The 15,510-nt window shown below is 68.9% G+C and carries 12 protein-coding genes; 5 read left to right on the forward strand and 7 right to left on the reverse strand.

Going from position 1 to position 15,510, the window contains the following annotated elements; genetic code table 11:
* Positions 1-20: 20 nt before the first annotated feature.
* Positions 21-311 (reverse strand): hypothetical protein, encoded by a 291-nt coding sequence (locus tag HUK68_RS04445; protein ID WP_175503111.1) that lies wholly within the window; start codon positions 309-311, stop codon positions 21-23.
* Between the two features lie 124 nt (positions 312-435).
* On the opposite strand from HUK68_RS04445, the gene HUK68_RS04450 reads away from it, so the two are divergent.
* Positions 436-2,853 carry a hybrid sensor histidine kinase/response regulator gene (locus HUK68_RS04450; RefSeq protein WP_175503112.1) on the forward strand — a complete coding sequence of 806 codons (2,418 nt, stop codon included), beginning with the start codon at positions 436-438 and terminating at the stop codon, positions 2,851-2,853.
* Positions 2,854-2,906: 53 nt separating this feature from the next.
* On the opposite strand, the gene HUK68_RS04455 is transcribed toward HUK68_RS04450, so the two are convergent.
* From HUK68_RS04455 to HUK68_RS04480, 6 genes are all read right to left on the reverse strand, one after another.
* Positions 2,907-3,815, reverse strand: a complete 909-nt coding sequence (locus tag HUK68_RS04455; protein WP_175503113.1) for an alpha/beta hydrolase — start codon at positions 3,813-3,815, stop codon at positions 2,907-2,909.
* 6 nt (positions 3,816-3,821) lie between these two features.
* Entirely contained in the window at positions 3,822-6,302 is a 2,481-nt protein-coding gene (locus tag HUK68_RS04460) for a TonB-dependent siderophore receptor (protein WP_175503114.1), read from the reverse strand.
* A gap of 169 nt (positions 6,303-6,471) precedes the next feature.
* Positions 6,472-7,437 carry a FecR domain-containing protein gene (locus tag HUK68_RS04465; protein WP_175503115.1) on the reverse strand — a complete coding sequence of 322 codons (966 nt, stop codon included), beginning with the start codon at positions 7,435-7,437 and terminating at the stop codon, positions 6,472-6,474.
* A complete protein-coding gene (locus tag HUK68_RS04470; protein WP_175503116.1) occupies positions 7,434-7,934 on the reverse strand; it encodes a sigma-70 family RNA polymerase sigma factor in 501 nt (166 codons plus the stop codon). The genes HUK68_RS04465 and HUK68_RS04470 overlap by 4 nt, the downstream gene beginning before the upstream one ends.
* 121 nt (positions 7,935-8,055) lie before the next feature.
* A complete protein-coding gene (locus HUK68_RS04475) occupies positions 8,056-8,997 on the reverse strand; it encodes an acyl-CoA thioesterase domain-containing protein (protein ID WP_175503117.1) in 942 nt (313 codons plus the stop codon).
* 4 nt (positions 8,998-9,001) lie between these two features.
* Entirely contained in the window at positions 9,002-10,333 is a 1,332-nt protein-coding gene (locus HUK68_RS04480) for an MmgE/PrpD family protein (protein ID WP_175503118.1), read from the reverse strand.
* Positions 10,334-10,529: 196 nt separating this feature from the next.
* Here HUK68_RS04480 and HUK68_RS04485 point away from each other — a divergent pair, with 196 nt between their 5' ends.
* Genes HUK68_RS04485 through HUK68_RS04500 form a run of 4 tightly spaced genes read left to right on the forward strand, consistent with a single transcriptional unit; the run spans position 10,530 to position 15,457 of the window.
* Positions 10,530-11,681, forward strand: a complete 1,152-nt coding sequence (locus tag HUK68_RS04485; protein WP_175503119.1) for an acyl-CoA dehydrogenase family protein — start codon at positions 10,530-10,532, stop codon at positions 11,679-11,681.
* Between the two features lie 39 nt (positions 11,682-11,720).
* Positions 11,721-12,692: a Bug family tripartite tricarboxylate transporter substrate binding protein gene (locus HUK68_RS04490; RefSeq protein ID WP_175503120.1), complete on the forward strand. Its 972-nt coding sequence runs from the start codon at positions 11,721-11,723 to the stop codon at positions 12,690-12,692.
* Between the two features lie 3 nt (positions 12,693-12,695).
* Positions 12,696-14,783: an acetate--CoA ligase family protein gene (locus HUK68_RS04495; RefSeq protein ID WP_175503121.1), complete on the forward strand. Its 2,088-nt coding sequence runs from the start codon at positions 12,696-12,698 to the stop codon at positions 14,781-14,783.
* On the forward strand, positions 14,780-15,457 hold the full coding sequence (locus tag HUK68_RS04500) for an alpha/beta fold hydrolase (RefSeq protein WP_175503122.1): 678 nt from the start codon (positions 14,780-14,782) through the stop codon (positions 15,455-15,457). Before HUK68_RS04495 ends, HUK68_RS04500 begins: the two co-directional genes overlap by 4 nt.
* Positions 15,458-15,510 lie beyond the last annotated feature (53 nt).

Here is a 15,510-nt window from a genome sequence, read left to right on the forward strand (position 1 = left end):
CGCCTCCACGCAGCCTTGCTTCAACCCCGGCGCCCGGCGTACGCGCTGAGCCCATAAAGCGCCAGGCAGAAAACCGTGCCGAGTCCTGCCGCGGTCACGAGCGTCACCTTCAGTGCGGGCGCGAAACCCAGGGCGTACCACGCAATGGCCCCGCCCAGCGGCAGGCTCGCGGCGCAGGCAATGCCGGCCATCAACAGGACGAAGCCATTGGCCCCGTTGATACGGCGTTCGATGGCGTTGTATTCCATCCAGGTGGCGGTGGCCATGACCACGGCCAGCGCACCCGCCCAAAGTATCCAGTAGATCAGCATGGGCTCGATTCTAGGGGGACGGACAGGTCCCGACCTACGCGAAAGCGTTGCGGCAGCCGCTACCATCCGTGGATAATTCGCTGCGTTGCCACTCCCGTCCGTTACCCGCCTTTCAGGAAACTGCATGCCCGACCGCTTGCGCGCCACCGAACGCGATCTTGAAGTGATCACCCGTTTCTATGAGGTCGCGACCTTCTGTGCACGCCATTCCAGCCACCGCGCGCAGTGCCTCGAGCGGCTGCTGGAAACCGCGAGCGCGCTGGTGCATGCGGATGCCAGCGCGCTGTATGTGTTCGATGCGACGCCCGGCGACCCGGCTTTCATGGCTGGCCAGTTGGATGCGGCCGGCGCCGCGCTGCTGTCGGCACCGCCGGCGGCCGCAGCCGCCGCGCTCGTGGCGCAGTCCTTGCGCGATTCCCACCTGTTCATCCGCAACGCCGACGGCGTGCCGGACGACACGCCCGCGCAGCTGCCCTGGTTCGATGCGCTGCGCGACGCGCACATGCAGGCGGTAGTCGCACTGCCCTTGCGCGACAGCAATGGCACGCTGCTGGGCCTGCTGGCGGTGTTCTACCAGCGCGACCACCAGCCGTCGGTGCCGGAGTTCCACATTCTCGGCCTGCTGGCGCGCCAGACGGGCGACTATCTGGAGCGCTATGCGATCCAGCACGCGGTCGACGCCAGCGAGGAGCGTTTCCGGCGCTTCATGGATGCGACCTCGGATCTGGTTTATCGCATGAATGCGGACTGGACCGAGATGCGCTACCTGCAGGGCCGCAATTTCGTCGCCGACACGCATGCGCCGACGGACCGCTGGCTCGCGTCCTATGTTCCGAAGGAAGACCAGCCACGGGTTCTGGCGGCGGTGGAGCGGGCCGTGGCGCAAAAGGACGTGCTGGAACTCGAACACCGGGTGATCCGCATCGATGGCAGCATAGGCTGGACGCATACGCGCGCCATCCCGGTATTGGACGACAACGGCAAGCTGCTCGAATGGTTTGGCGTGGCCAGCGATATCACCTCGCGCAAAACCGCCGAACATGCGCTGCGGCTCAGCCAGCAGCGCTACCACACGCTGTTCGATTCCATCGATGAAGGCTACTGCGTGATCCGCATGGTGTTCGACGCGCAGGGCAACGGCCGCGACTATTTTTTCCTGGAAGTCAACCAGGCTTTCGAACGCCACACCGGCCTCAGCGATCCCCTGGGCCGTTCCGTGCGCGCGATGGTGCCCGGCCATGACGAGCACTGGTTCCAGATCTACGGCGAGATCGCCAAGACCGGCGAGTCGCGCCGCTTCGACATGCCCGCCGACGCCATGGGACGCCATTACGACGTCTATGCGTTTCGCATCGGCCCGCCCGAGGACGCGCAGGTGGCGGTGCTGTTCAGCGACATCACCGAGCGCAAGCGCTTCGAGCAGTCGATGCGCGAGGCCAGCCAGCGCAAGGACGAGTTCCTGGCCGTGCTGGCGCACGAGTTGCGCAACCCGCTGGCGCCGGTGCGCACCGGGCTGAGCGTGCTGCAGCTGGCCAAGGGCGACCCCGCCACCACGGCGAAGATGCTGCCGCTGCTGCAGCGCCAGGTGGACCATATGGTCCGCCTTGTCGATGACCTGCTCGAAGTCTCGCGCGTCTCCGGCGGCAAGGTCGAACTGCGGCTCGAGCCGGTCGATGTCTCGACGGCCTTGCGCAGTGCGGTCGAGACCAGCCGGCCGCTGATCGACGCCGGACACCACCGCCTGCTGCTGAGCCTGCCGGGCGAGACGCTCACGGTGAATGCCGATCCGGTGCGGCTGTCGCAGATCATCGCCAACCTGCTCAACAACTCCGCGAAATATACCGACGAGGGCGGGCGCATCGAACTGCGCGCCGAACGCGACGGCAACGATGCCCTGATCGTGGTGCAGGACAACGGCCGCGGCATTGCGGCCGACATGCTGCCGCGCATCTTCGATCTGTTCGCCCAGTCGCCGCAGACCTCGGGCATGGCCCAGGGCGGCATCGGCATCGGCTTGACGCTGGTGCGCAGCCTGGTGGAGATGCAGGGCGGCCGGGTCGAGGCGCACAGCGCAGGCCCGGGGCAGGGTGCCGTGTTCACGGTGCGGCTGCCGCTGCTGCAGGCGCGCCAGGCCACGCGGGAGGCCCCCGAGCCCGCGCTGCCTGCGGGCATGGTCGGCATGCGCGTGCTGGTGGTGGACGACAACCTCGATGCGGCCGAAGGCCTGCGCCTGTTGCTGGGCCTGCTGGGCATGGAGGTGCGCACGGCGCATGACGGCGCCTCGGGCCTGGCCGCGGCAGCCGAATTCGCGCCCGAGCTGGTGCTGCTGGACATCGGCATGCCCGACATGGACGGCTACGAACTGGCGCGCCGCCTGCGCGCCGCGCATGGCGCGCAATGCCCGACGCTGGTGGTGGTGAGCGGCTGGGGCCAGCCCGACGACCGCCAGCGCTCGCTGGAGGCGGGCATCGATGCGCATCTGGTCAAGCCCGTGGGCCTGGAGCAGTTGCAGGAAGTGCTCAGGAACGTGCAGGGCGGGTGAGCCGCGCACGCGCGGGCGCGCTGCATCGGCCCCGGGCGTGCCAGGGCTGCGCCTCAGCGCAACTGGAACGCGAACCGCAGCACGTCGTTCACCGACTGCGCCGGCACGCTGGCATGCACTTCGTCGGGATAGCGCTGCAGGCGCACGCGCAGGCCCCAGGCCGACAGGCGCTCGAGCCGGTCGGCGAGCAGGCGCACCGATTCCGGATCGCCATCGGTGTCGCGGTCGCCGGCGATCAGCAGCAGGCGGCTTGACGCGCGCTGCTGTCCCGCGGCGACCCTCGCGCCGAACGCGCGCTCGTCGTCGAGAATGCTCTGCGCATTCCATTCCATGGACGGACTGGCCGCGACAATGGCCTGGAAGGCCTGCGGGCGTTCGTAGAACGCATACAGCGCGAACAGCCCGCCAAACGAGTGGCCGAACAGCGACTGCCGCTCCAGGTTGACGGGAAAGCGCTGCGCGATCTCGGCGCGCAGCCTGCCGGTCATGAAATCCAGGAATTCCTTGCGCGCGCCGCTTTTGTACTTCGCATACGCGCGGGTTTCGGGCGGCGGCGGGTCGCGCAGCGCGGCGGTGTAGTCGTTCATGCGGCGCACGTCCCAGGCCTTGTCGCCGGGGTAGCCGACACCGACCACGATGGATTTGCCCACGGGCAGGTATTCCTGCACCCAGCGCGCCTGCGCGAACGAGCCGAAGTAGGCGTTGCCGTCGAGCACGTACAGCACGGGATAGCCGCCGGGCGGTGGTCCGCCGCGCGGCGGACTTCCGCCTTGCGGCGCGGACACGAAGATGCGGTAGCTCTCGCCAGTCTCCGACGCCATGTCCCAGACCTGGGTCGAGGGCAGCACGTAGCCGGCGGCAGGCGTGGGCGCAGCCGGCACCGGCGCCGGCTGTGCCCAGGCGCCGCAGGCAAGAATACCGGCCAGAAGTGCCGCCAGCGCGGCCTGCGGTGTCGTCTTCATGCGGCCTCAGAAGTCGTGGCGCAGGTTGAGCGTGTACTTGCGCGGGTCGCCATACAGGGCGTACTCGCGGCCGTAGACATGGCGATAGCTGCGGTCCGTCAGGTTGCTCACGGCCAGGTTGACCTGGGTCTGCGGCGTGATGCGGTATTTCGCGTGCAATCCGACCAGCACCAGCGCGCCCTGTCCGATGGTCCAGGCCGCGGCGCCCGTGCCGCCGGACTTGTAGGTCTGGCTGGTGGCCGCAACGTCGCCGCCCAGCGACCACTGCGAGCCCGGGAACTGGTAATTGGCCGCCACGCGCAGGCTGTGCCGCGGCTGTTCGGTACGAAAGCGCTGGCCCTTTTGCGGACCTTCGACGAATTGCACGTCGGTATAGGTGTAGCCGGCCGCGATATTGAGACCCCGGGTGATCTGCCCGTTGGCGCCCAGGTCGAGGCCGCGGCTCACCACCTTGCCGGTGGCCGTATAGCAGGTTCCGCCGCAGGCATTGCTGGGGTTGACCGGCACCGAACTGTCCACCGCCGCCATATTGGTCTGCGCCAGATGGAAAACGGCCGCCGAGACGTTCAGGCGCTTGTTCAGCAGTTCGCCCTTGACGCCCAGCTCGTAGTTCTTGCCGACGATGGGGTCGAGCACATTGCCATCCTGGCTGCGGCTGGTCTGCGGGCTGAAGATGTCCGAATAGCTGGCATAGGCGGAGTATTGCGTGTCGATGTCGTAGACCAGGCCCGCATACGGCGTGACCACGCCGGTTTCGCGCGGGGCCACGGCGCCGGTGACGAGATTGCGGCGTTCGTAGTCGCTCACGCGCACGCCGGTGATCAACTTGAGTGCATCGGTGACGCTCCAGCGTGCCACGCCATACGCGCCGAAGTTGCTGGTCTTGGTGTGGGCCGAGGTGCCCGGGCGGCCCGCGGGCACCGGGCCCAACGCTGCGGGATCGAAGGTGTAGACATTGATCGGGGTGTTGCCGGAGTAGCCGGTGCCGGCGTTTTCGTCGCGGGTGTTGGTGCCGTTGATGCCCAGCGCCAGTTCATGCGTGCGTCCCAGCAGTTCGAACGGCCCGGAGGCATAGATATCCACCACGTTGCTGTGCAGGGCGGAGACGTAGTTGACCTGGCGGCTGCCGATCGACAGGCCGTTGCCGGTCACGGGGTCCAGGCTGCCCGACAGGCTGGCGAAGTTGCGGATGTCGTTGTCGGTCTTTTGCCAGGCGTAGCTGGCCTTGAGGCTCCAGTCGTTTGCCAGCTGCTGCGTCAGGCCCAGGGTGTAGATGGTGTAGTCGCGGATGGTGCGGTTGTCGACATCGCCCCAGAACGACGAGCGCGGCAGGCCCGCATCGCTGCCGTTGGCCGCGAAAGGCACGCCGAAATGGCCGCGGCTCTTGTCCTTTTGCGTCAGCACGCTGGCGCTGACGGTGGTGGACGGCGTGAGGTCCGCCTCGACGATGCCATAGACGGCCTGGTGGTCGCGGTAGACATAGTCGGTGAATGAATCGCCGGTGTCAGCCAGTGCCACCACGCGGCCGCGCACGCTGCCCGAATCGACCAGCGAACCCGACACGTCGCCGACCACGCGGCGCTCGTTCCACGAGCCGACCTGTGCCTCGGCGTGCGCCTGGAAGTCGCGCGTCGGGCGCTTGAGCACCATGTTCACGGTGCCGCCGGGCGTGCCCGCGCCGGCCAGCAGCCCCGAAGCACCCTGCAGCACTTCCACGCGGTCGATGAAGGCGCTGTCATACAGCGGCGAGCGGTTGCCGCTGTCGATGCCGGCGGGCGTGGTCATGCCGTCGACCTGGGCCTGCATGCTGAAGCCGCGGCTGTAGAAGTTGCTGCCGATGCTGCCGCCGGCCAGCGCCGTCACGCCGCTCACGGCGCGCAGCGCATCGTCCACCGAGGTCACGCCGGCGTCGTCCATCTGCTCGCGCGTGATCACGGTGAGCGTCTGCGGCGTTTCGCGCGGCGACAGGTTGAGCTTGGTGCTGGCGCTGGAGCTGCGCGCCGCGTAGCTGCCGCTGCCCTCGGTGGTGCCGCCCGGCATGGCGGCGGCGCTGACGGTGACCGTGGCCAGCGTGGTGCCGGCGGCGCCGGGCACCGGCGCGGCGGCGGGGGACTTGCGCAGCACGTAGGTGGCCTGGCCTTGCTTGGCCACCTCGTAGCCGCTGCCGCGCAGCAGCTGCGCAAAGCCTTCGCTCTCGGTGTAGCGGCCCTGCAGCCCGGCACTGCGCATGCCGGCCAGCGTGGCCTGCTCATAGACCAGCTGCACGCCGCTGGCGGCGGCGTATTGTGCCAGCACGTCGGACAGCGGGCCGGCGGGAATCTGATGCGCCGTGGCGCCGGCGGCGGGTTCGGCAGCCATGGCCAGCGGCGTGGCCACCGCCATGCCGATGGCGGCACCGCCCAGGGCGGCGCGGATGGCGCCGGTCATGAGGGCCAGCGCAAAGTTTTCGTTGGGCCAGCGGCTGCGTTGTCGTTGTCGGGGTTGCATTGAATCTCGTCCTTGTGTTCCAGGTGCCGGCCTTTGCCTCTCAAAGTGCCATTGACCTGTACACCGGACGAAACCCGAAAAGTGATCACCTGCGCCGCAAAATATTTTCCGGATCCGTCGTTGCCAGCGCGGCCTCAAGCTAGCGCGGCCCCACCTAAGGCGGCCCCACCTAAGGCGGCCCCACGCTGATGGCGCCGCCGGCCTGCGGCGCGATGCGCACCGGCAGCGACTGGGCCAGCAGCTGCAGGCTGGCCTGCGTGTCCTTCAGCGACAGCGCACCCGAGACCCGCAGTTCGGCCACCGCGGGATCGCAGCGCAGCGCACCGCTGCGAAAGCGTGCCATCTCGGCCAGCACATCGGCCAGGCGCATGTCCCGGGCCAGCAGCATGCCGCGCTCCCACAGTGCGGCGCTGCGCTCCACGGCCGACGGCACGCCGATGGCCTGCGCGCTGAAATCGACGAAACCGCCTTGCTCGAGCCGCAGCATCGCGCCCTGGACGGTCTGCAGGCCGACCGCATGTTCGAACACCGCAACCCGCGTGGTGGCCGCGTCGACACGGCGCACACTGAAGCGCGTGCCCAGCGCCTGCGCCGTGCCCTCGCGGGTCTGCACCAGGAACGGCCGGTAGCGGGGCGACGGGTCGGCATGCGTCGTGACCAGGATCTCGCCCGCCAGCAGCCGCACGCGCCGCTCCTCGGCGGTGAAACGGATGGCCACCGCGCTGGCCGTGTTCAGCGTCAGCCGCGACCCGTCCGGCAGCGCGATGCTGCGCTGCTCGCCCAGGGCCGTGGCTTCGTCGGCCATCCATTCGCGCCACGACAGCTCGCGCCAGGCAAGCCAGCTGGTGGGTGCGGCCACCAGCAACGCGGCCAGGGCGCCCAGGCTGCGGCGCCGGTGCAGGCGCGGCGCCGCCGCCAGCGTCTGTTTGCAGATTTCAGGCGGCACCTGCGCAAACGTGCCCAGCATGGACTCGGCGCGGCCCCAGGCCGCGCAGTGTGCTGCGCTTTGCGCGCGCCAGCGGTCGAACGCGGCCCGGTCCTCGGCCGAAGGCTTGCGGTCGTCGTAGTGCAGGGTGATCAGCCAGTCCGCTGCCTCATCCAGCAGGATCTGGTCGGACGCAGCGCCGGCCTTCACAGCACGCCCATGCAGGCGACCAGCGCCTTGTGGATATGGCGGCGCACGGTGATCACCGGCATCGCCATCTGCGCGGAGATCTGTGCCAGCGTCAGCCCGTCGAGCTGCGCCAGCAGGAACACCTGGCGCGTGGCTGGCGCCAGGCCCGCGAGCAGGCGGTCGATCTGCAGCAGCGCCTCGATCACCTGCCATTGCGCTTCGGGCGAGGGCGCATGCGCTTCGGGCAGATGGGCCAGCGCCTCCAGATAGGCGCGCTCGAGATCGCGCCGGCGCCAGAGATCGATCACCAGGCCCTTGGCCACATGCGTCAGGAACGCGCGCGGTTCGTCGCCCACGGCGGCGCCGCGCGCAGACGCCATGAGGCGCACGAAGGTGTCATGCGCGAGATCGGCCGCATCGCCGGCATCGCCAAGGCGGCGCCGCAGCCAGGACAAGAGCCAGGGGTGGTGATCGGTGTACAGCGCTTCGATCGGGGAAGCGGCGCCGGGGAAGGCCATGCTGATGTCGCACCCTCATCCGGTGAAGGCTTAATAATTGAGAATCAGTCTCAATTATATTCAATTGTAAAGAAGCATGAAGCTGGAGTCCCGGCCGCGAATGGGGACAAGACCGGTGCGGCTAGGAACGCAGCCGCGCCAGATGGGCCTGGGCACAGGCGAGCAGCTTGCCATCGGCGCCGCGCAGGCTGGCATGGCTTGCGGCGGCGCTGCCGCCGCTGCGCACCAGATGGGCGTGCACGGCCAGCTGTTGTTCGCTTGCGGCTTCGAGATACTGCACGGCAATGTCGACCAGGGCGAACTGCGGCGCGGCGGCCTGCCGGCAGGCACTGGCCAGCAGGCCCAGCAGCACGCCGCCCTGCAGGTGGCCCACGCGATTGCTGTTGTGCCGGCCCAGCCCCACGCTCCACGCCACGCCGCCCTCGCTGCGGGGCGGCATCGGTGAATGCAAAGACCAGAACCGGTCGAGAAAGCTGGCCGCGCCATCGGCCTCGTTGGCCGCGGTGCGCGCCCATTCCCACACCGGCTGTTCATCGGGTGCCAGCGCCGCGGGCCGCAGGCCGCCGGTGAGCGTGCTCGCGGTGGGCAGCGGGTGGCTGGCGGTCTGCTGGCGGTTTTCCAAAGCCGCGAACGTGGCTTCGCCGCTGCAGACCATGGCGCCACCCGCGTCGCGGATTTCCACGCCGACAATGGCGCTGTTCATCGCCAGCTGCGCGGGCATCATCCGCACGTGCGCCGCGGCGCGCAGCCGTCCGGCTGCGGGCAGGGCGCCGAACGACAGCCGCAGCGTGAGGGTCGCGATGCGGACTTCGCGCCCCGCGTGCGCGCGCACCGCCGCCGCCATGCAGACGTCGGCCAGCACCGCCAGCGCGGCGTGGCTCACGCGGCCCGTGGCGTCGAGGCAATGGGGGCCCGCCTGCATCAGCGCGCACGCGCCGCGCTCGGCCCCGGCTGGCTCGAAGAAGATGTCCAGGAAATGCGCGGGAAACATCCATCCCGGGGTCCTCGCGGCGTGCAGGGCTTCCAGCACGCGGCGGGTGCAGGCGTCGATGGGGTCCTGCATGGTGTCAGAGCATGTCCACAGCGGCTTGCTGCTCCAGCGCCCACAGCACGCGCGCGATGTCCGCGGATTTCTGCGCGCCCAGCACCGGCACCACGAGTTCATCGTACTTGCCCTGCAGTTCGGCATCGGTCAGGGCCATGTCGGGGTCGCCCTTGCGCGTGGGCTGCAGGTACGCATGCGCCTGGCCGCCGCGCGTGTGCAGCGTGACCCGCGCGGCGCGCTGGCCGGGAAACTGCGCATCGAGTTCGGGATGCACCTTGAGTTCGACGCGGCCCATGAGCGCGCGCAGTTCGGCATCCTGCAGGCGCTCGGGCGCGAAGGCCGCGAGGCGCACGCTGCCGTGGCGCAGCGCGGTGGCCACGACGAAGGGAATGCTGAAGCGCGCCTGCGCCGCCGTGAGCGGCGCCGGGTTGCCGGCCACCGCCAGCGCCGGCGCATAGGTTTCGACGCAGACGCGTTCGATGTCCTGCCAGTCGATGCCATGGCGCTGCTGCAGCACCAGCGCGCCATCGATGGGGGCAAAGGTGTGGCCGCAGCAGGCGTGGTTCTTGAACGTCATCGCGCAGATGTTGAAGCGCTGGCCCAGATCATCCATCACCGCCTGCCACTCGGGCCCGTTGCTCATGGCCACGCCCAGGCCGCTGCCGCCTTCGAACACATCGAGCGATCCGGTCACGCCCTGGCGTGCCATTTCCGCGGCCGCCACGCCGGCCTCGGCGGCGCGCCCCGAATGCAGCGGCTTGGACATCGAATCCATCTTGAACGCCTGCTGCAGGCCCGCGGCAAAGGTGGCCACGGTGCACAGCGCATGCGTGAAGCGCAGCGCATCGAGTTGCAGCAGATAAGCCGCGGCGGCGGCCGCGCCAAACGCGCCCACGGTGCCGGTGTTGTGCCAGTACTGGTAGTGCGCGCGGCCCAGCACCTTGCCGATGCGGGTGCTGACCTCATAGCCGACGATGACCGCCTTGATCAACTCCAGGCCCGAGGCGCCTTGCTGCTGCGCGACGGCCAGCGCGGCGGAAATCGTCGGCGCGCCCGGGTGGTAGATCGCTTCCTTGAAGATGTCGTCGACTTCGGCCGTGTGCGCGGCCGTGCCGTTGATCAGCGCGGCGGTGCGCGTGGTCGCCATGCGGCCCAGCGCCAGCCGCGCCTTGCCGCGGCCCAGGTCGTCGGCATAGGCCTGCTCCAGCAGCGGCGTGGGCTCCATCACGGAGCCCGGCACCAGCGCCGCATACCAGTCGACGATGGCCCGCTTGGCGTGGTGAAGCACCTCGGGGGCTACCTCCGCGCGGTGGAATTGGGAGCCGAACTGGCCGAGTTGCTCGCTGATGTACATAGGTCGGAGAGGAGAAAAGGAGAAGGGAGGCGTCATGCCATGGCGGCAATGATGCCTGCGCGCGCGCCGCGTGGAAAAGAGCAAGAGTTCAAATTGCGGGATAAAAATTCATATCTGGACGCAAAACAGGAACATCTGTCGCGGGCTGGAAAACGCCATGATCTGGCCACTAGACGTTTTCTTGCACAGGACACCCATGGACTTCCAACTCTCCGAAGAACACCAGGCATTTGCCGACAGCGTGGCGCGCTTTGCCCAGGACAAGCTCGCGCCCGGAGCGCTCGAACGCGCCCACCAGCCGACCTGCCCCTGGGATGCGGCGCGCATGATTTCGGAGCAGGGCCTGATGGGCATCGCGTTTGCCGAAGAGGACGGCGGGCAGGGCGGCTCGCTGATGCACGCGGTGCTGGCCATCCAGCAGGTCGCGCTGGCCTGCCCGAAGAGCGCCGACCTGGTGCAGGCGGGCAACTTCGGCCCCATCCGAACGTTTGTGGAGTACGCCAGCGCCGAACAGAAGCAACGCTTCCTGCCCGATCTGCTGGCGGGAAAAAAACTCATTTCTTTGGGAATGAGCGAACCGGATGCGGGCTCGGCCGTGACCGAGCTCAAGACCAGCGCCGTGATCGAGGGCGACGAGATCGTCATCAACGGCAGCAAGGTGTTCTCGACGCACAGCCCTGAGGCCGAGCTGTTCCTGGTCTATGTGCGCTTCGGCCCGGGCGTGGGCGGCATCGGCTCGGTGCTGGTGGAGCGCGGCGCGCCGGGCTTCAGCGTGGGCCAGCCCTCGGCTTTCATGAACGGCGAGCAGTGGTCGCAGCTGTACTTCGAGAATTGCCGCATTCCCAAGGCCAATCTGCTGCTCGGCGAGGGCGGGTTCAAGAAGCAGATCTCGGGCTTCAACGTCGAGCGCCTGGGCAATGCCTCGCGTGCGCTGGCGCTGGGCCGCTACGCCTTCCAGCAGGCGCGCGAGCATGCGCTGGTGCGCAAGCAGTTCGGCCGCGAACTGTGCGAGTTCCAGGGCCTGCAGTGGAAGTTTGCCGACATGTGGATGAAACTCGAACAGGCCCAGCTGCTGCTCTACAAGGCGGCGCTCGAAGGCGAGCACGGCCTGCCCAGCGCGCAGAGCACGGCCATGGCCAAGCTGGCCTGCAATCTCGCGGGCTGGGAGGTTTCCAACGAGGCCATGCAGGTCATGGGCGGCATGGGCTTCAGCCAGGAGGCGCTGGTCGAATACTGCGTGCGCCGCACGCGCGGCTGGATGATCGCGGGCGGCTCGATAGAGATCCTCAAGAACCGCATTGCCGAAGGCGTGTTCGAGCGCAGCTTTTCGCAGCGCGCCGGCAAATAACAACGATACGGGCCCGAGAAGCCTTCCAAGGAGACAAGAATGCAACGACGTACCGGTTTGAACCTTTTGGCCGCCGCGGCCCTGGCCGCTGCCTGCACGGGCGCATGGGCGGAAACCTATCCCGGCAACAAGCCCGTGAAGATCATCGTCGGCTTCCAGGCCGGCGGCCCGACCGACGTGGTGGCGCGGCTGGTGGCCAAGGCGCTGCAAGATGAACTCAAGGGCGCGTTCATCGTCGAGAACCGCCCCGGCGCGACCAGCAACATCGCCTCGGAAATGGTCGCGGCGGCCAAGCCCGATGGCTACACGCTGCTGCTGGCGGCCGCGCCGCTGGCCATGAACAAGTTCGTGTTCCCCAAGCAGAAGTTCGATCCGCTCACCAGCTTCGAGCCGATCTCCAAGATATCCTCGGCGCCCGGCGTCTTCGCGGTAAGCCTCAAGGTGCCGGCCAAGAGCTTCAAGGAGTTCCAGGCCTATGCCAAGCAAAACCCGGGCAAGCTCACCTATGCGACCACGGGCGCGGGCGGCACCCAGCACATGGCGACGCTGCGCCTGGAGCAACTGGCCGACATCCAGATGCTGCACGTGCCCTATTCGGGCGGCTCGGGCGCGTTGAACGACCTGATCGCGGGCGTGACCGACTCGGCCTTCATGACCTCGACCGGCGCGATGCCCAATCTCGAGGCCGGCAAGGTGCGTCCGCTGGCCGTGGCCGGCCCGCAGCGCCTGCCGGGCCTGCCCAATGTGCCGACATTCGCCGAACTGGGCCTGCCGGGCATGGTGTCGGATTCGTGGAATGCGTTGCTCGCGCCGGCCGGCACGCCGCGCGATATCGTCGAGCGGCTGGCCGCGGCCGTGGCCAAGGCCGCGCGCAGCGAGGACTTCAAGAAGACGCTGATTCCGCAGGGCGCGGTGCTGATCGGCAACTCCCCGGTCGAGTTCAAGTCCGAACTGCATGCCGAAGTCGCGCACTGGACCGAACAATTCAAGAAATTCAACATCGAGAAGTAAGACATGCCGTTGACGAAGACATCCCTGCCCGAGGTGTGCCAGGCCCTGCTGTATCCGCGCAGCATCGCGCTGGTGGGCGCATCGGACGATGCGAAGAAGACCGGCGGCCGCCCGCAGCTGTTCCTGCGCCGCTCGGGCTACGCGGGCAAGGTCTATCCGATCAACCCGCGCCGCGCCGAAGTGCAGGGCGAGCCGGCCTGGCCCAGCCTGGCGGCGCTGCCCGAAGTGCCCGAGCATGTGTTCGTGCTGTCGCCCACCGACACCGTCGTCGACACCGTGCGCGAGTGCGCGCGGCTGGGCGTGAAGCTGGTCACCATCCTGGCCAGCGGCTTCTCCGAGTCGGGCGCCGAAGGCGTCGAACGCGAACGCCAACTGCAGGCCATTGCGCGCGACAGCGGTATCCGCATCCTGGGCCCCAGCAGCCTGGGCGTGGTCAATCCGCGCAACGGCCTGGTGCTGACCGCCAACGCGGCGTTTGCCGAGCCGGACATGCCCCAGGGCAAGGTGTTCGTGGCTTCGCACAGCGGCAGCATGATCGGCGCGCTGGTCTCGCGCGGCAAGGCGCGCGGCGTGGGCTTCGCAGGCCTGGTGTCCGTGGGCAGCGAGGTCGACCTGAGCGTGGGCGAGATCTGCGCCGCGACGCTCGACGACCCGGCGATCCAAGGCTACATCCTGTTCCTTGAAAGCCTGCGCCATGGCGACCAGCTGCAGGCTTTCGCGCGCGAGGCCGCGCGCCGCGGCAAGCCGGTCATCGCCTACAAGCTCGGCCGCTCCAGCGCGGCCGCGGAAATGGCCGCGACCCACACCGGCGCGCTGGCCGGCGAAGACGACATCGCCGATGCCTTCCTCAAGGACCTGGGCGTGGCCCGGGTCGAGATGCTGGAGACGCTGTTCGAGGTGTTTCCGCTGGCGCAGAAGATCCCCGCGCGGCAGTCGAAAGCCCGGCGCGTGGCCGTGGTCACGACCACGGGCGGCGGCGCGGCGATGGTGGTCGACCAGCTGGGCGTGCGCGGCATCACGGTGCAGGTGCCGTCCGAAGCCACCATCGCCAGGCTGCAGGCCGCGCAGATTCCCGGCAGCGCCGGCCGCGTGCTGGACCTGACGCTGGCGGGCACCAAATACGAAGTCATGATGAAGGCGCTGGAGATCCTGCTGGACGCGGCCGAGTTCGACATGGTGATTGCCGTCGTGGGCTCGTCCGCGCGCTTCAACCCGGACTTGGCCGTCAAGCCCATCCTCGACAGCGCCGGCCACGCCAAGCCGCTGGTCACGATGCTGGTGCCCGATGCGCCCCAGGCGCTGGCGCAGCTCACGCAAGCCGGCATTCCCTGCTTCCGCACGCCCGAAAGCTGCGCCGACGCGATTGCCGCGGTGTTTGCGCGGCGCGAGCCCGGTGTGCCGGCCACGGCCCACATGCCCGCCGCGGGTGCGACGCGTGCGTTGAGCGAAGCCCAGGCCTATGAACTGCTCGACGCCTTGCAGGTGCCGCATGCGCCCGCGGCGGTGTTCGAGCTGCAGACACAACAGCCCGGCGCCTTGCCGTTTGCTTTCCCGGTCGTGGCCAAGGTCTGTTCCGAGCACATCCCGCACAAGACCGAAGTCGGCGGCGTGGTGCTGGGAATCCAGAACGCGCAGGAACTGGCCACGGCGTTTTCAACGCTGCGCAGCAACCTCGCGCAGCGCGCGCCGGGCGTGCCCTGCAGCCAGGTGCTGGTGCAGCCGATGCGCAAGGGCCTGACCGAGGTGCTGGTGGGTTACCGCATCGACCCCGATGCCGGCCCGATCATCATGCTGGCCGCGGGCGGCATCTGGGCCGAGGTGCTGCGCGACCGCAGCATCCGCCTGGCGCCGGTGGGCCTCGAGACCGCGCGCGACATGGTGGCCGAGGTCAAGATGCTGCAGACCGTCGCCGGCCTGCGCGGCAAGGCCCGGGGCGATCTGGAGGCGCTGGCGCAGGCCATCGTCAACCTGTCGCAACTGGCGCTGCGCCCGGATCTGGGCGTGGCCGAGGCCGAGGTCAATCCGCTGATGGTGCTGCCCGAAGGCGAGGGCGTGCTGGCCGTCGATGCCCTGGTGCTCAAGCCCTTGTGACCACCGTTGTGCTGTCACCGGTGGACGCGGCCGCGCCCGCGGCAAGCCTGGCGCCGCCACTGGCCGGCCCGCGCGTGCTGCCGACGGGCAGCGGCATCGTCTGGCGCAGCTGGGGGCAGGGCGCGCCGGTCTTGCTGCTGCATGACCGGCACGGTTCGTGGAATGACTGGCGGGGCACTATCGCGCACCTGGCAGCGCGCTTCGAGGTGCATGTGGCGGACCTGCCGCTGTCCGCGCACGCGCTGGCGGCGCAGGCGCAACACTCCCAGGCCTGGGCCGACGCCCTGCGCCAGGACCTGCTGCTGCTGGGTCCCGGTCAACGCTGGCGCCTGGTGGGCCAGGGCTGGGGCAGCAGCGTGGCCGGCCTGCTGGCGCCGGCCATGCCGCAGCCGTGCGCACTGGTGCTGCTTTGGACCGCAGGCCCACGCGCCGCGGAATACGCCGATCCCGCCGCGCAATTGCTGCCGCACTGGCCGCAAGTGAACCTGCCGATGCTCATGGTCTGGAGCGAGACGGGCGACAAGCCGTTTCCCGTCCAGACCGCGCTGGCGCTGGCCGCGGCGCATGAAGAACGCGAATGGATGGTGCTGCCCGCGGCCGGCGATTGCCCGCAGCACGGCCACGAAGCAGCCCTCAACGCGGTGCTGGCCCACTGGCTGCTGTCCCATGGCTGACGCTGGCGTTGCGGCAACGCGCCGCGCGGCGCGCAAGCTCTCTAGAATTCGGG

The organism is Comamonas antarctica (assembly GCF_013363755.1).
In the GTDB taxonomy this organism is placed as follows: Bacteria; Pseudomonadota; Gammaproteobacteria; order Burkholderiales; family Burkholderiaceae_C; genus Comamonas; species Comamonas antarctica.